This is a genomic window from Janthinobacterium sp. GW822-FHT07H11 (assembly GCF_058798615.1).
The window spans coordinates 5,383,516-5,398,930 of record NZ_CM179507.1 but is presented as its reverse complement, the minus strand read 5'-3'; the positions used below and the strand labels follow the sequence as shown (position 1 = coordinate 5,398,930).

Genomic DNA, 15,415 nt, shown 5'->3' with positions numbered 1-15,415 from the left:
CCGCATGTTTGCGGCAAAGTATGGAATAGTGTTCAAGATTGTGGATATACTACCTGTTCCACCACCCTGCGGAGAATTTTCATGTCAAATGAAGTCAAGACGCAAGAAGAGGGTATTCCCAAGTTCGGCAAGCTGCTCGTTGCCCTGTTTCTGGCCGTGGTGTTTTGCGGCGCCCTGACCTGGATCATGGGCACCTATTTCCCCAACTTCCCGGGCGGCTGAGCAAGCCTGCCGCGCCGCGCTTTGCGGCCAGCGATGCGCGCCGCTGCTAAGGTACGGGGGCGCGTCTGGACGGCGAATCGCTGCCGTTCGCGCCGGTGTTGCCAGGCGCGCCTGTGTTTAAGGCTTGAGCGGCTTCTTCGCCGCCTGCTTGGCGCGCGCGTCGGCGACGGCGCGGTTGATGGCCGCCATGCGCGAATTGGTGCCGGGGTGCAGGGCCGTGTAGCCATTGGCCACTGTGGCCGGCACTTGCGTGGCCAGGCGCTGCCAGAAGCGGGCGGCATTGTCGATATTGTAGCCGGCGCGCGCCAGCAGGTAGATGGCCAGCGTGTCCGCCTGTACGTCAAGTTCCTGCGGCATGGCCTTGATGCCGGCAGAACCCGTCAGCATCGATACATCCGGCTGCACGGCGCCCAGGCTGTCGATGATGCTGCCGGCCGTGCCGGCCGTGTGCTGGCCGCGCGCGTGGTCGAGGATGTTGTGCGCCATTTCGCGGGCGATCACGAAGGCCATGCCTTCGTCGTTTTGCGCCGCATTGATCATGCCGCGCGTGAGCATGATGCGCGTACCGTCCGAATACGCGTTGACGTTGTCCGCATTGCCCAGGGCCACGCGGAAGGCGCAGGCGCGCGTGACGGGAATCTTCAGGTCCTGCTGCTGGCCGTCGCGGGCGATGGTCATGTTCAGGCTTGCGCTTTTCGAGGCCAGCGGCCCGACGATGGCGCCGAACGGCCCTTCCGCGTTCGGTCCTGCCGGCAGCGGCTTGCCTTCGGCCGCCAGCAGGCCGTCGCCACGGCGCAGTCCCGCGCGCGCCGCGCCGCTGCCCGGCAGCACGCCGGACACCTGCATTTGTTCGCCATAGCCGAGCGCCGCCTGCGCCGCATCGGCATAGATGCCCGGGTACGAGTATTTGTTTTGCGCCGTGAAGCCCAGCAGGTTGCGCGCGTAGGTCTTGCACAGGTCCGCATTGTTGATCAGCAGGGGCGCCGACACCTTCGACAGGCGGTCCTGCAGCGCCACCATCTTCAGCAGTTCCTCTTGCGCCGCCTTTTGCTGCGCCGTCGGCGCGGGCGCATCGGGCGCCGGCACCACGTTGAACGGGCCGCTGACATGCGGCGCCGGCGTGGTGCAGCCGCCCAGAATGGCAAGGCTGGCCGCCAGCAGCGGCGAGGCCAGATGGCGCAGCGGAGTTTTGGCTGAGATCAGATGGCGTGAACCTGGCATGATATTCCTTAGTGTTTGCCGGTGCTGCCGAAACCGCCAACACCGCGTTCGCTGTCGCCGAATTCCTCGACGACGGTAAAGCCCACTTGCAGCACCGGCACGATAATCAGTTGCGCCAGGCGTTCCATGGGGTTGAGCGTGAATGCGCCCTGTCCCCGGTTCCAGGTCGATACCATCAACTGGCCCTGGTAATCGGAGTCGATCAAGCCTACCAGATTCCCCAGCACGATGCCGTTCTTGTGGCCCATGCCGCTGCGCGGCAGGATCATCGCCGCATACGAGGGGTCGCCGATGTGGATGGCCAGGCCGGTGGGGATGAGCACCGTCTGGCCGGCTTCGATGGTGATGGGCGCGTCGATGCAGGCGCGCAGGTCCAGGCCCGCGCTGCCGGGAGTGGCGTAGGCCGGCAGCAGGTCTTGCATGCGGGTGTCGAGGATTTTGATGTCGATGTTTTTCATTGAAGCTTTACGGTAGGACGGATAAAAAGGTGAAACTGCTCACTTGAGCAGCGAATTGCGCGCAAGGCGCTTGGAAATTTCCGATACCAGCTGGCGCGCCAGGTTCAGTTTCGAGGCGCGCGGCAGCACCGTGTGGCCGTCTTCGTCGAACAGGATGATGGTATTGTCGTCCTGGCCAAACGTGTTCTGGCCGATATTGCCGACCAATAGGGGGATACCCTTCTTTTCGCGCTTGGTGGCGCCAAATTCCACGAGGTTTTCCGATTCGGCGGCGAAACCCACGCAATACGGATAGCCTGCCAGGTTGGTGCGCGCCGCCACGGTGGCCAGGATGTCGGGGTTTTGCGCGAACTTCAGCTCCGGCACGGAGCCGTCGGCCTGCTTTTTCATTTTCTGCTCGCTGGCGTTGACGACGCGCCAGTCGGCGACGGCGGCCACCGCGATGAAGATGTGCTGCTCGTCGAATTGCGCCAATACGGCATCATGCATCTGCTGCGCGCTTTGCACATTGATGCGGCGCACGCCGAATGGCGCATCGAGGGCCGTCGGGCCGGAAATGAGCAGCACTTCGGCGCCGGCCTCGCGCGCCGCGCGCGCCACGGCATAGCCCATCTTGCCGGACGACAGATTGGTGATGCCGCGCACCGGGTCGATGGCTTCGAAAGTGGGGCCGGCCGTGACCAGCACGCGCTTGCCCGCCAGGACTTTCGGCTGGAAGGCGGCGATCAGCTCGGCGAGCAGCTGTTCCGGTTCCAGCATGCGGCCCAGGCCCGTTTCGCCGCAGGCCTGTTCGCCGGCCGCCGGGCCGAAGATCTGGATGCCGTCGTCGCGCAACTGCTGCGCATTGCGCTGCGTGGCCGGGTTTTGCCACATTTCCACGTTCATGGCCGGCGCCACCAGCAGGGGCAGCTGGGCCGGGCGGGCCAGGCACAGGGTCGACAGCAGGTCGTCGCACACGCCATGGGCCAGTTTACGCAGGAAATCGGCCGAGCAGGGCGCGATCAGGATGGCGTCCGCGTGGCGCGTCAAATCGATGTGCGCCATGTTGTTGGCTATGCGCGCATCCCACTGGCTGGTATGCACGGGGTGGCCGGACAGGGCCTGCATCGTGACGGCCGTGATGAAGTGGCTGGCCGCATCCGTCATCACCACTTGCACCGAGGCGCCCGCTTTGGTGAGCGCGCGGCACAGTTCCGCCGCCTTGTAGCAGGCGACGCCGCCCGAGAGTCCCAGGACGATTTTTTTGCCGGACAATTCCATGCCGTTCTCCTGCTTGTTTATTTGTTTACCCGGCGCAGTTCATCGATGATGAACAGGGCCGCGCCGATGCAGATGGCGCTGTCGGCGATATTGAAAGCGGGGAAATGGCCCCAGCTTTTCCAGTGGAAGTCGAGGAAGTCGACCACGTGGCCGTACATCAGGCGGTCGATGGCGTTGCCCAGCGCGCCGCCGAGGATCAGTGCCAGGGCCCAGCAGAACATGCGCTGGCCCGCGTGCTTTTTCAGCAGGTAGATGATGTAGATGGCGGCTACCAGGGCGATGCCGGTGAAGAAATAGCGCTGCCAGCCGCCCTGGTCGGACAGGAAGCTGAACGCGGCGCCCTTGTTATACGCCAGCACCAGGTTGAAATACGAGGTGATGACCATTTCCTGCGCATAGCGGAAGGTCTTCAGGATCGTGATCTTGGTGATCTGGTCGAACAGGATGACGATGGCGGCAATGCCCAGCCAGGGCACCAGTGACGCCGAGGAGGACGATTTCGATGAAAAACGGTTTTTAGTGGCCATATTTTTCCAGGGAAGATAAAGCCGCCGCCTGGCGGCAGGCGGCGGTTGGACTCATAGCATACAACGACGGGCAAAATCGTAGCGAGCGGCAGCGAGGCTCGGCGCCCCCGTTGGCCCGAGACGCGCAGCTGTACTTTAGTACGGGGCCGCCGAGGCAGCGAGCATCGCAGGCCGCAAATCGCGACGCGCAGTAGATTTTGACGACGTTGTTTAGGCGAAACGGCGAACTTCGCCCTTTCCAAACAGGTTGCTGACGCAGCGGCCGCACAGGGTGGCATGCGCGGCGTCCGTGCCCACGTCGCTACGGTAGTGCCAGCAGCGCTCGCACTTCGGCGCCGTCGACGCGGCCACGACCACTTCCTCGGCCGCTTCCTCAAGCACTTCGGCCACGGTGGCCTGCGAGGTGATGAAGACGAACTTCAAGTCATCGCCCAGGGTCGTCAAGAGCTTGTACTTCATCGGCGCGGCCTTGATCGTCAGCTCCGCCTGCAGCGAGGAGCCGATGGCGCCCGAGGTGCGCAAGTCTTCCAGCTGCTTGGTCACGTCCGTGCGCACGGCGCGCAGGGCCGTGTATTTCTCCAGCAGGGCGGCCGCATCCGCCACTTCCGGCAGCTGCCACCAGGTTTGCGTGAAGATGGTTTCATCGCTGGCGGCATACGCTTCCGCGCCGGCGAAGACTGCCCACGCTTCTTCGGCCGTGAACGACAGGGCCGGGGCCATCAGGCGCAGCAGGCTTTGCGTGATATGCCACAGGGCCGTCTGCGCCGAGCGGCGCGCGTGCGACGTCAAGCCCGAGGTGTACAAACGGTCCTTCAGGATGTCTAGGTAGAAGCCGCCCAAGTCTTCCGAGCAGTAGGTCTGCAGCTTCGACACCACCGGGTGGAATTCGTAGCGCGCATAGTTGTTTTCGATCTGCTGCTGCAGCGACGCCATGTTGGCCAGCGCATAGCGGTCGATTTCGAACATCTCCGCCACCGGCACGGCATCCGTGGCCGGATTGAAGTCCGAGGTGTTCGCCAGCAGGAAGCGCAGGGTGTTGCGGATGCGGCGGTACGATTCCGTCACGCGTTTGAGGATCTCGTCGGAGATCGACAGCTCGCCCGTGTAGTCGGTCGAGGCGATCCACAGGCGCAGGATATCGGCGCCCAGGGTATCGGAGATCTTTTGCGGCGCCAGCGTGTTGCCCAGCGACTTGGACATCTTCTTGCCTTCGCCGTCGACCGTGAAGCCGTGCGTGAGCAGGGCCTTGTACGGCGGACGGCCATTGAGCATCGACGACACGAGCAGCGACGAGTGGAACCAGCCGCGATGCTGGTCCGAGCCTTCCAGGTACAGGTCGGCCGGGAATTGCAGCTGCGTCGAGTGCGAACCGTGCGCCTGCGGGCCGCCCAGCACCGTCTGGTGCGTGGCGCCGGAATCGAACCACACGTCCAGCGTGTCCTTGTTCTTGGCGTAGATGGCCGCCTCGTCGCCGATCAGGTCCTTCAAATCCAGCGCCTGCCATGCCTCGATGCCGCCTTTTTCGATCAGCTTGGCCACCTGCTCCAGCAATTCCGGCGTGCGCGGATGCAGGTCGCCCGTTTCCTTGTGCACGATGAAAGCCATCGGCACGCCCCACTGGCGCTGGCGCGACAGGGTCCAGTCGGGACGGTTGGCGATCATGCCGTGCAGGCGCGCCTGGCCCCAGTCCGGGAAGAACTCGGTGTCGGCGATGCCTTGCAAGGCCGTCTCGCGCAGGGTCGCGCCGCCGTCCTTCGGCGTCACGTCCATGCCGGCGAACCACTGCGAGGTGGCGCGGTAGATGATCGGCGTCTTGTGGCGCCAGCAATGCATGTAGCTGTGGTCGAACATCTTGACTTCGAACAAGGCACCCGCTTCGCGCAAGGCGCTGCAGATCGGCTTGGACGCTTCCCAGATGGTCATGCCGCCGAACAGGGGCAGGGTCGAGGCGAATTTGCCGTCGCCCATGACGGGCTTGATGATGTCGTCATCCTTCATGCCGTGCGCCTTGCACGAGATGAAGTCGTCCAGGCCGTAGGCGGGCGCCGAGTGCACCACGCCCGTGCCGCTTTCCGTGGTCACGTATTCGGCCAGGTACAAGGGCGACAAACGGTCGTAGAAGGCGTCGGCCGCGTGCAGCGGGTGGCGGAAGCTGATGCCGGCCAGGGCCGCGCCGTCGCAGGTGGCGATCGTCGTGCCTTCGAGCTTGAAGCGCGCCAGGCTGGCCACGACCAGGTCTTGCGCCAGGATCAGCAGCAGCGGCTGGCCATCGCGCTCGGCCTTCACCAGCGAATATTTGACTTCCGGGTGCACGTTGAGCGCCTGGTTCGACGGGATGGTCCACGGCGTGGTGGTCCAGATGACGATGAAACCGTTCTCGGTCGGCAGGGCAGGCAGGCCGAAGGCTTGCGCGATTCGTTCAAATTCCTTGAATTTGAACCCCACGTCGATGGCGGGATCGCGTTTTTCCGCGTATTCCACTTCCGCCTCGGCCAGCGCCGACTGGCAGTCGAAGCACCAGTTGACGGGCTTCAGGCCGCGGTAGACATAGCCTTTTTCCAGCAGCTTGCCCAGCGCGCGCAGTTCGTCGGCTTCATTGCCGTGCGCCATGGTCAGATACGGGTTATCCCACTCGCCCAGCACGCCCAGGCGAATAAAGTCCTTCTTCTGGCGCTCGACCTGCACGTTGGCGTAGGCGCGCGCCTTTTCCAGCACTTCGGCCGTCGGCAGGTTCTTGCCGTGCAGTTTTTCGATCTGGATCTCGATCGGCATGCCGTGGCAATCCCAGCCCGGCACATACGGCGCGTCGAAGCCGGCCAGCGAGCGCGACTTGACGACCATGTCCTTCAGGATCTTGTTGACGGCGTGGCCCAGGTGGATGTCGCCGTTCGCGTACGGCGGGCCGTCATGCAGGATGAATTTCGGCCGGCCGGCGGCAGCCTTGCGCACGCGCTCGTAGATTTTCTTGTCTTGCCATTGCTGCACCCATTGCGGCTCGCGCTTGGCCATGTCGCCGCGCATCGGGAATGGGGTTTCCGTCATGTTGACCGGGTATTTGCTTTCCGCTTTCTTGTTCTGCTTGGGGGCTGCTGGCTTGTTTTGGTCGGACATATTCTTCTTTACTGTATGGAGTGAAATTCTGTGGCGGGGAAACCCGCCGCGCGCAAGAGTTGGCCAGGATCAAATTCGGTCGGTGGCGGTAATGGCGCTGCGGCGCTGGGCGAAATAGGCGCGTGCCTGGTTCGAGTCGCGCTCGATGGCGGCCGTCAAGGTGGGCAGGTCGTCGTACTTTTCTTCGTCGCGCAGCTTTTCCAGGAATTCCACGCGGACCAGCTTGCCGTAGCAGGACTGGGCGAAGTCGAACAGATGCACTTCCAGCAAGACCCTGCCGCTGTCATCGACGGTGGGGCGCACGCCCAGGCTGGCCACGGCCGGCAGCGGCTGCGGGCCCAGGCCGTGCACCTGCACGATGAAGACGCCGGACAGGGCGGGGCGGTGCGCCACGCGCAGGTTCAGGGTGGGAAATCCCAGCGTGCGGCCCAGTTTCTGGCCGTGGATCACATGGCCGGAAATGGCATACGGATGGCCCAGCAACTGCTTGGCCAGCGGGAAATTGCCATCGGCCAGGGCCAGGCGCACGGCCGACGAGGAAATGCGCGTGCTGCCATTCATCACGGTGGCTAGGGTTTCTACATGGAAACCATATTGGCGGCCCGCTTCCTGCAGCATGGCCACGTCGCCGGCGCGCCGGGCGCCATAGCAAAAGTCGTCGCCGACCATCAGCCATTTCACGTGCAAGCCGTCGACGAGGACTTTTTCCGTGAATTCCTGCGGCGTCAAGGCGGCGAACTGGGCGCTGAAGTGTTCGACGACGACCCGGTCGATGCCGGCGTCGTCCAGCGATTGCAGCTTGTCGCGCAGGTTGGCGATGCGCTGCGGCGCTTTCGACAGGTCGCCCGCGCGCTGGGCGAAGAATTCGCGCGGATGCGGTTCGAACGTCATCACGGCCGCTTCAATGCCGAGTTCGGTGGCAGCTTCGCGCACGCGCGCCAGCAAGGCCTGATGGCCGATGTGGACACCGTCAAAATTGCCGATGGTCAGAGCGCAGGGCGCTCGTGCCTGGGCATTGGGAAGTCCGCGGAATACCTTCATAGGAATCTGATGAAAAACTGTGCCAAATGGGGGATTATACGGACTGTTTCAGGGATGCACAGCCGCAAGGGCGGCCAGAGCGGTAATTTCCCCCCTGAAATGGACAAAAAGCGTTGCCGGCGGGTAAGCCGGCAACGCTTTTGAGCGAACCAGGTATGCGACGCGCGCTGCGTTGACGCCAGCCGCGCCGCGCCGTGGCTGCGATGCCGACTTATTTCAGCATCAGGGACCAGTAGCGGGCCAGGTCAGCGGCGCCATCCGTGCCTTTGACCGCCTTCAGCGCGGTGTGGGCATTGGCTTTCTTGCCAGCCACGCCGTAAGCGATACCCAGGTGCAATTGCGCCTCTTCCTGATACTTGGCGGTGCCCATCTTGACGGCCTGGTTCATCAGGTCCAGGCCCTTGTCGGTCTGGCCATCGGAAACCAGGGCAAAGCCCAGCTTGCTCAAGCTGTCGGCATCCTTGTTCTTGATGTAGTCGGCTTCCGACTTGGCGGCGCCGGCTTTCAGGTCGGCCTGGGTCTTCAGGGCCAGTTCCTTCAGGCGCTGGTGACGCGGCGCATCGGCGCCCACGCCCAGGATGCCTTTTTTGTAACCCTGGTCGATGATTTTCAGCGCTTCGCCCGGATTGCCCGCTTGCAGTGCCAGCTGGCTGATTTCCATGTATTCGGAAGGCTTGGTGAACAGGCCGTTGGCCAGGCGCAGGCGCTGGACGTCCAGGCCCAGGCGTTGCGAGAAGCCCGGCTTGCCCGATACGCGGTTCAGCAGGTCAGCCCAGTAGCTGGTCTTCGGATAATTCGCGGCCAGCTTTTCCAGGGTCGCCACATAGCCGGCCTTGTCGTTTTGCTTCAGCTGGATGTTGGCCAGCATTTGCAGGCTGCCTTCCGAGTTGCCGCCGCGCGATTGCAGCTCTTTCGCCGCGGCCGCGTAGTTGCCGCTCGAGTAGTAGGCCTGGATCAGGTAGTCGCGCGTCTGTGGATCTTCCTTGTCTTTCAGGGAGCGGTTGAACCAGGTGATGGCGTTCGGCCAGTCCTTGGCGCGGTAGTACATGCCGGCCAGGCCCTGCGTGAATTTGGGGGCTTCGGCGGCGCTCAGGCGGCCGGAATTGATGACGGCTTCGAAGGCCTTGATGGCGGTGGCGGTATCGCCGGCGCCCGCTGCGGCCGAGGCGCGCACGCGTTCGATCTGGTAGCTCTCAAAGGCAGTCTTGCCGCCGACGCTGTCTGCTTCGCGCAGTTTGGCCAGCGCTTCCTTGTTTTTGCCGCTGCTAGCGAGTTTTTGCGCTTCTTGCAGTGGCTTGCCCACTTCGGCGCGCACGGTGTCCGCGGCATATGCCAGCGAGCCCAGGCCGATTACGGGAGTTGCTGCGGTAAAACCGATAGCGGCCATGACGAGGCCGAGATGAGCGAGACGAAACTTGGACATGAGAAAGTCTTTCAGTAAAAAGCGAATAGGCAGGAAGTCCTGCCTATTCGGATGTAAAGATAACCTGATTGCTGCAGCTTACTGGAATTGCTCGTTGCCGACCAGACCGATTTTGGTCACGCCCAGACGCTGCGCCGACGCCATCACGCCGGCGACGACTTTGTATTCCACCAGCTTGTTGGGACGCAGATGCACTTCCGGCTGGTCTGCTTGCGCAGCGATGTTGCTCAGCTTGGCTTCCAGCGTATTCCGGTCAGGTACGACCTGATTGTCCCACAAGATAGTGCCATCAAAATCGACATCGATCGTGACGACCACTGGTTCGGTTGTCGGTGGCGGCGGGGTGCCGACCGGCATGTTCAGGTTCACCGAGTGGTTTTGCTTAGGAATCGTGATGATCAACATGATAATCAGCACCAGCATCACGTCGATGAGGGGCGTCATATTCAGTTCCATCATTGGTTCCGGATCGGCGCCTGCTGCGCTTCCCGAACCGACATTCATACTCATAGTGTTTCCTTTAAGAAGTCCAACGAAGCACCGGGCGAGACTGCCGCCCGGCAAGCTTCCTTCAGTGGCGCCCCCGTGTTGCCGGGACGCCCCTGTCAGTCGCTATCAGCCCTTGTCAGGTGGTTCGGTGATGAAGCCGACCTTCTGGATCCCGGCACGTTGGGTCGTGTAAATAACCCGGCCGATCGATTCGTAGCGTGTTTCTTGATCGCCACGAACGTGTACTTCCGGCTGCGGTACTTTCACTGCTTCAACTTTAAGATAATCGAACAGCTCGTTCGTGTCTTTCAGTCTGGTCTGGCCCAGGTAAATCTCGCCATCCTTGTTAACAACGATGTTAACGTTTTCCGGCTTGGTTTGAAGGGCTTGATTGGCCTCAATCGGCAGATCGATTTTCTGCAGCTTAAGGACAACCGGACTCGTGATCAAGAAAATGATCAGCAAAACCAACATGATGTCGACAAGCGGCGTCGTGTTGATTTCTGACATTACCTGATCTTGTTCTCCGCTGTCGGAGCCGACGGACATCGACATGATTCTTATCCGATCTTTTTAGCGCCGGCAGCACGGCCAGCTTCGCTGGTGGACATTACGCCGGAAACCAGGACCGAGTGAACGTCGGCGCTGAACGAGCGGATGTCTTCCATTGCGGTTTTGTTACGACGCACCAGCCAGTTGTAACCCAGAACGGCAGGAACGGCGACCAGCAGACCGAAAGCGGTCATGATCAGTGCTTCACCAACCGGACCTGCGACTTTGTCGATCGATGCGTTACCGGTCATGCCGATAGCGGTCAGTGCGTTGTAAATACCCCAAACGGTACCGAACAGACCGATAAACGGTGCGGTCGAACCAACGGTTGCCAGGAACGACAGGCCATCTTGCAGACGCGATTGCACTTTGTCCGAAGCGCGCTGGATCGACATCGTCACCCAGGTCGACAGATCGATTTGTTCCAGCAGGGCGCCGTCATGGTGAGCCGTTGCCTTGGTGCCCGATTCAGCGATGAAGCGGAATGGCGAACCTTCTTCCAGGGTTGCCGAACCAGCAGCGATCGAAGGTGCTTTCCAGAATTTGGCAGCGGCTTCTTTGGCTTGCTTGAAGATCTTCATTTGATCGATCAGCTTGGTGATGATGATGTACCAGGTACCGATCGACATGATGACCATGATGATCAGGGTGGCGCGTGGCACGAAGCCGCCGTCCCATACGGCTTGCAGGCCGAACGGGTTGTGGACTTCTTCGGTTTTGGCTGGAGCGGCTGCGTCGGCGGCTGGAGCGGCCGCGTCTGCTGCTGGAGCTGCTGCGTCAGCAGCTGGTGCTGGTGCAGCGTCTGCCGCAGGAGCCGAAGCGGCTGCCGATGCTGGCGCGTCAGCGAATGCTGGTGCTGCTACCAGTGCGGTAGTAGCGGTGACGGACAACAGAACCGCGGCAAAAAATGCGGACAAACGGGTATTCTTAAACATGCTTCCTCCAAAATTAAAAATAACAGATCGCTGAACGTGATGACAACGAAATCATGGTGTGAGACAGGGGATAACTGTCTCGGGTTTTAATCCAGCGACCAAACGTATTGCATTTGTTGCCAGCCTTGTTCCGGCTTGCCGTCGACCGTTGCCGGTTTAAATGTACAGCGGCTGATGCCTTGCACCGCAGCTTTGTCCAGGTCCCTGAAGCCGCTTGACTTCACGATCTTCGAATCAGCGACCTTGCCGTCCACGCCGATCAGGAACGACAGTGTCACGACACCGGTTTCCTCATTGCGCTGCGACGACTTCGGATAGGCCGGCTTTTCGCAGACGCTGAAGTCAACCACGGCCGGCGTACGCACCGATTTGGCTGGTCCAGGAGTTGGCGCAGGCTGTGCAGGCGGTGCTGGCGGTGCCAATACATTGGTGGCTGGCTTGACAGCAGTCGTGTTCGCAATCACGTTCTGTTGCGGCGGCGGCTGCTGCACGTTCACCTCGACTGGCGGAATGAATGGCGGCGGTGGTGCCTTCATTTCTGGCGGCGGTGGTGGCGGTGGAAGATCCTTCGGTGGAGGCGGTTTGACTTCCTCGATAATCTTGGTTTCAACCGGTTCCATCATTTTGGTGACCAACCGCTTGCCCAAGCCCGTCACGATCCCGTAAGCCGCGAGAACGTGCAGCAGGACAACGATAGTGATGCCTGTGTAGTTCTTGGGACTTTTCTCGTTCGAAAAATTCATGCCTGCTTTCTCCAAATACCATCTCTTGTCTTGCAACTGAACCCCAAAATGACGACACAAAGCTCCAGCCGTATCCGGGACGTCGCCGAATTATACATACGAATTCTTTATTTTACACAGATTTTTAACGCCTAAAACCGGTTAAATTTTTGGCGCTTTTGCGCCCTGAAAACGTACTTGCTTATGCCATCTTTGCACGCTTTCGGACATAAAAAAAGGCGGTCTTATCGGTTTTTTACAGCCGTTTCGGGCCACCGCTGCTAAGTTCTCCGATGTGCCAATCTCGCGGAATTTTATTTCGTGATATTGAATATGGAAACCGCTAAATTTGGAGAAAATTCTTTCTTTTCGGGAACATTTTGCTCCGGAACCAGACCACTTAGCCTTTCCGCTGCACCAAACAGGTGCGGCAAAGTGTCCGCGCGGCGGAAAAAACGCGACCGCGACCCCGATTTCGAGGTCGTCCGGCCATACGGAATTATTATGCGGGCATACGGCGCGCTTATGCGATTGCGCCCAAAAACCCTCAGACGCGGATCGCCGGGTCGTCGCGCCGGTTGCGTTTTTCGCGCCGGCAGTTGAGCGTGCCCAGCACTTGCCCCTGGGGATCGACCGTATCGAGGTGCACATCGAAGCCCCATAGCCTCGCTACGTGTTTGAGTACTTCGGCCGCCTGTTGGTTCAGGGGCCGGCGCTGGAATTGGGTATGGCGCAAGGTCAGGGCCCGGTCGTCGCGCGTATTGACGGACCACACCTGGATGTTCGGTTCGCGGTTGCCCAGGTTGTATTGCTCGGCCAGTTGCTGGCGCACGTAGCGGTAGCCGGCATCGTCGTGGATGGCGGAAATGGCCAGCTTCTCGTTCTTGTCGTCGTCGAGCACGGCAAAGAAGTGGAATTCGCGTATCAGCCGGGGCGACAGGTACTGGGCGATGAAGCTTTCATCCTTGAAATTGCGCATGGCAAAGTCCAGGCTCTTGCGCCAGTCGCTGCCGGCCATGTCGGGAAACCAGGCGCGGTCTTCGTCCGTCGGGTGTTCGCAGATGCGGCGGATGTCGCTCATCATGGCGAAACCCAGCGCATACGGGTTGATGCCGCTGTAATACGGGCTGTCGATGGGCGGTTGATACACCACGTTGGTATGGCTTTTCAAAAATTCCATCATGAAGCCGTCGCCCACCACGCCTTCGTCGTACAGCTGGTTCAATATCGTGTAGTGCCAGAACGTGGCCCAGCCCTCGTTCATGACCTGGGTCTGGCGCTGCGGATAGAAATACTGGGAAATCTTGCGCACGATGCGCACCATCTCGCGCTGCCACGGTTCCAGCAGCGGCGCATACTTCTCTATAAAGTACAGCAGGTTTTCCTCGGGTTCGGGCGGGAAGCGGGGCACGGCCTTGCGCTGGTCTTCCTCTTCCTCGTCCTCCTCGCGGCGGGGCAGGGTGCGCCACAGCTGGTTGATCTGCGACTGCACGTACTCTTCGCGCTCCTTCTGGCGTGCATATTCCTTGGCCATCGACAGCTTGGCCGGGCGCTTGTAGCGGTCCACGCCATAGTTCTGGATGGCGTGGCACGAGTCGAGCAGCAATTCCACGGCATCGACGCCATGGCGCTGCTCGCATTCGCTGATGTAGTTCTTGGCAAACACCATGTAGTCGATGATGGCGTCCGCATCGGTCCAGGCGCGGAACAGGTAGTTGCCCTTGAAGAAGGAGTTGTGCCCGTAGGCCGCATGCGCGATCACCAGCGATTGCATGGTCAGGCTGTTTTCCTCCATTAAATAGGCGATGCACGGGTTCGAGTTGATGACGATTTCGTAGGCCAGGCCCATCTGACCCCGCTTGTAGCTTTTCTCGGTGGACAGGAAATGCTTGCCGAAAGACCAATGATTGTAGGAAACGGGCATGCCGACCGAGGTGTAGGCATCCATCATCTGTTCGGCCGTGATGATTTCCAGCTGGTTGGGATAGGTATCGAGGCCGAACTGTCTGGCCACCCGGCGGATTTCCTCGTGGATTTGCTCGATCAGCTCGAACGTCCATTCGGACTGCTCGGGCAGCGCGTTCGGGTGGCGCACGCGCACGAAGGGCTCGCCGGGGGTATTGCTGGCGCGGTCAAAGGCTGCACTCATCATTTCACCTGTTTCTTGAACAGTTCGCGGAAGACCGGATAGATATCGGCCGGCGTGACGATCTTTTGCATGGCGAAATGGGCGTGGTGGTCGAGGACGCCCGCGTATTGTTCCCACAGGTTTTGCTGCGGGCCGTCGGTGATCTCGACGTAGGTGTAGTACTGCACCTTGGGCATGATGGTGTTGATCAGCAACTGGCGGCACAGCACGGAATCGTTGTCCCAGTTGTCGCCGTCGGATGCCTGCGCCACATAGCTGTTCCATTGTCCGGCGCCATAGCGTTCGTCGATGATCTTGTTGAGCAGGTGCAGCGCCGACGACACCACGGTGCCGCCCGATTCGCGCGAATTGAAGAATTCGTGCTCGTCCACTTCCGCGGCGGCCGTATGGTGGCGGATGAAGACCACCTCGATCTTGTCGTAGGCGCGCTTGAGGAACAGATACAAGAGGATGAAGAAGCGCTTGGCCGTGTCCTTGCGCGATTCGTCCATGGAACCGGAGACGTCCATGATGCAGAACATCACGGCCTGCGTCATGGGCTTGGGCACCTTGATGCGGTTGCTGTAGCGCAAGTCGAACGGGTCGATGAAGGGAATCGCCAGCAGGCGCGTGTGGATGTGGTGGATCAGGCGGCGCAATTCCTGCACCAGCACGTCGTCCTCGGCCACGCCGTCGAGCAGCAGGGCGGCCAGGTCTTGCTCGGCCTGCGCCAATTGCTTGCGGGCGCCGCCGCCGACGGCGATGCGCCGGCCCAGCGCGCCCCGCAGCGAGCGCAGCACGTGGATATTCGACGGCGTGCCCGACATATTGTAGCCGGCGCGCTGGTTCTTGAATTCCGTGGTGGCCGTCAGCTGGGTTTTCACCATGTGCGGCAATTCCAAGTCTTCGAAGAAATAATTCATGAATTCTTCGCGCGACAGTTCGAAGATGAAATCATCTTCGCTGGTTTCCTCGCTGTTGCCGGCCTTGCCGCGCCCGCTGCCGCCGCTGCCCTTGGGCCGCGCGATCTGGTCGCCCTTCAGGTATTCCTTGTTGCCGGGATTGACCACTTCCCACACGCCGCCATGCGCGTGGCCAAACGACGGTTCGCCCACGTCCTTGACGGGGATGCTGACCTTTTCGCCATTTTCAACGTCCGTGATCGAGCGCCCCTTGATGGCGCGCCCCACGGCATCCTTGATCTGGCCCTTGTAGCGCCGCAGGAAACGCTCGCGGTTGACGGCTGACTTGTTCTTGCTTTGCAAGCGCCTGTCGATGAGGTATGTCAAAGGGTGCCTCCTTGCTTCTCGTCTTGCGCGCCCCGCC

General features: G+C 61.1%; 14 protein-coding genes. 1 reads left to right on the top strand and 13 read right to left on the bottom strand.

Annotation, left to right across the window (positions count from 1 at the left end; translation table 11 throughout):
* The first annotated feature begins 81 nt into the window (after positions 1 to 81).
* Positions 82 to 222, top strand: a complete 141-nt coding sequence (locus AC3RCJ_RS23785; RefSeq protein ID WP_492964368.1) for a hypothetical protein — start codon at positions 82 to 84, stop codon at positions 220 to 222.
* Positions 223 to 339: 117 nt separating this feature from the next.
* Here AC3RCJ_RS23785 and AC3RCJ_RS23780 read toward each other — a convergent pair whose 3' ends face one another.
* The 13 genes from AC3RCJ_RS23780 to AC3RCJ_RS23720 all read right to left on the bottom strand — a co-directional run bounded on the left by AC3RCJ_RS23780 (position 340) and on the right by AC3RCJ_RS23720 (position 15,378).
* On the bottom strand, positions 340 to 1,443 hold the full coding sequence (locus AC3RCJ_RS23780) for a M48 family metalloprotease (protein ID WP_492964369.1): 1,104 nt from the start codon (positions 1,441 to 1,443) through the stop codon (positions 340 to 342).
* Positions 1,444 to 1,451: 8 nt separating this feature from the next.
* Positions 1,452 to 1,901, bottom strand: coding sequence for a dUTP diphosphatase (gene dut, locus AC3RCJ_RS23775; protein ID WP_492964370.1), 450 nt, complete (start codon positions 1,899 to 1,901; stop codon positions 1,452 to 1,454).
* A 39-nt stretch (positions 1,902 to 1,940) separates the two neighbouring features.
* On the bottom strand, positions 1,941 to 3,161 hold the full coding sequence (gene coaBC, locus AC3RCJ_RS23770) for a bifunctional phosphopantothenoylcysteine decarboxylase/phosphopantothenate--cysteine ligase CoaBC (protein ID WP_492964371.1): 1,221 nt from the start codon (positions 3,159 to 3,161) through the stop codon (positions 1,941 to 1,943).
* 17 nt (positions 3,162 to 3,178) lie between these two features.
* The gene (gene lspA / locus AC3RCJ_RS23765; RefSeq protein WP_492964372.1) at positions 3,179 to 3,688 is read right to left on the bottom strand and encodes a signal peptidase II; all 510 of its coding nucleotides are present in this window, start codon (positions 3,686 to 3,688) and stop codon (positions 3,179 to 3,181) included.
* A 210-nt stretch (positions 3,689 to 3,898) separates the two neighbouring features.
* Positions 3,899 to 6,799 carry an isoleucine--tRNA ligase gene (gene ileS, locus AC3RCJ_RS23760; protein WP_492964373.1) on the bottom strand — a complete coding sequence of 967 codons (2,901 nt, stop codon included), beginning with the start codon at positions 6,797 to 6,799 and terminating at the stop codon, positions 3,899 to 3,901.
* 69 nt (positions 6,800 to 6,868) lie between these two features.
* Positions 6,869 to 7,840, bottom strand: a complete 972-nt coding sequence (locus AC3RCJ_RS23755) for a bifunctional riboflavin kinase/FAD synthetase (protein WP_492964374.1) — start codon at positions 7,838 to 7,840, stop codon at positions 6,869 to 6,871.
* A 211-nt stretch (positions 7,841 to 8,051) separates the two neighbouring features.
* Positions 8,052 to 9,263 (bottom strand): tetratricopeptide repeat protein, encoded by a 1,212-nt coding sequence (locus AC3RCJ_RS23750; protein ID WP_492964375.1) that lies wholly within the window; start codon positions 9,261 to 9,263, stop codon positions 8,052 to 8,054.
* Between the two features lie 78 nt (positions 9,264 to 9,341).
* A complete protein-coding gene (locus AC3RCJ_RS23745; protein ID WP_436569735.1) occupies positions 9,342 to 9,773 on the bottom strand; it encodes an ExbD/TolR family protein in 432 nt (143 codons plus the stop codon).
* A gap of 105 nt (positions 9,774 to 9,878) precedes the next feature.
* A complete protein-coding gene (locus tag AC3RCJ_RS23740; RefSeq protein ID WP_131371532.1) occupies positions 9,879 to 10,307 on the bottom strand; it encodes an ExbD/TolR family protein in 429 nt (142 codons plus the stop codon).
* A gap of 5 nt (positions 10,308 to 10,312) precedes the next feature.
* Positions 10,313 to 11,239 (bottom strand): MotA/TolQ/ExbB proton channel family protein, encoded by a 927-nt coding sequence (locus AC3RCJ_RS23735; RefSeq protein ID WP_492964376.1) that lies wholly within the window; start codon positions 11,237 to 11,239, stop codon positions 10,313 to 10,315.
* Positions 11,240 to 11,325: 86 nt separating this feature from the next.
* Entirely contained in the window at positions 11,326 to 11,982 is a 657-nt protein-coding gene (locus tag AC3RCJ_RS23730) for an energy transducer TonB (protein ID WP_034754161.1), read from the bottom strand.
* A gap of 526 nt (positions 11,983 to 12,508) precedes the next feature.
* Positions 12,509 to 14,110: a SpoVR family protein gene (locus AC3RCJ_RS23725; protein WP_492964392.1), complete on the bottom strand. Its 1,602-nt coding sequence runs from the start codon at positions 14,108 to 14,110 to the stop codon at positions 12,509 to 12,511.
* Complete coding sequence (locus AC3RCJ_RS23720; RefSeq protein ID WP_492964377.1) at positions 14,110 to 15,378, bottom strand: YeaH/YhbH family protein; 1,269 nt, start codon at positions 15,376 to 15,378, stop codon at positions 14,110 to 14,112. Before AC3RCJ_RS23720 ends, AC3RCJ_RS23725 begins: the two co-directional genes overlap by 1 nt.
* Positions 15,379 to 15,415 lie beyond the last annotated feature (37 nt).

Coding starts and splice junctions, on each gene's coding strand:
- AC3RCJ_RS23745 (WP_436569735.1), bottom strand. CDS start 9,773: ATGAGTATGAATGTCGGTTCGGGAAGCGCAGCAGGCGCCGATCCGGAA.
- AC3RCJ_RS23740 (WP_131371532.1), bottom strand. CDS start 10,307: ATGTCGATGTCCGTCGGCTCCGACAGCGGAGAACAAGATCAGGTAATG.
- ileS (WP_492964373.1), bottom strand. CDS start 6,799: ATGTCCGACCAAAACAAGCCAGCAGCCCCCAAGCAGAACAAGAAAGCG.
- AC3RCJ_RS23785 (WP_492964368.1), top strand. CDS start 82: ATGTCAAATGAAGTCAAGACGCAAGAAGAGGGTATTCCCAAGTTCGGC.
- coaBC (WP_492964371.1), bottom strand. CDS start 3,161: ATGGAATTGTCCGGCAAAAAAATCGTCCTGGGACTCTCGGGCGGCGTC.
- dut (WP_492964370.1), bottom strand. CDS start 1,901: ATGAAAAACATCGACATCAAAATCCTCGACACCCGCATGCAAGACCTG.
- AC3RCJ_RS23750 (WP_492964375.1), bottom strand. CDS start 9,263: ATGTCCAAGTTTCGTCTCGCTCATCTCGGCCTCGTCATGGCCGCTATC.
- AC3RCJ_RS23780 (WP_492964369.1), bottom strand. CDS start 1,443: ATGCCAGGTTCACGCCATCTGATCTCAGCCAAAACTCCGCTGCGCCAT.
- AC3RCJ_RS23755 (WP_492964374.1), bottom strand. CDS start 7,840: ATGAAGGTATTCCGCGGACTTCCCAATGCCCAGGCACGAGCGCCCTGC.
- AC3RCJ_RS23730 (WP_034754161.1), bottom strand. CDS start 11,982: ATGAATTTTTCGAACGAGAAAAGTCCCAAGAACTACACAGGCATCACT.
- AC3RCJ_RS23725 (WP_492964392.1), bottom strand. CDS start 14,110: ATGAGTGCAGCCTTTGACCGCGCCAGCAATACCCCCGGCGAGCCCTTC.
- lspA (WP_492964372.1), bottom strand. CDS start 3,688: ATGGCCACTAAAAACCGTTTTTCATCGAAATCGTCCTCCTCGGCGTCA.
- AC3RCJ_RS23735 (WP_492964376.1), bottom strand. CDS start 11,239: ATGTTTAAGAATACCCGTTTGTCCGCATTTTTTGCCGCGGTTCTGTTG.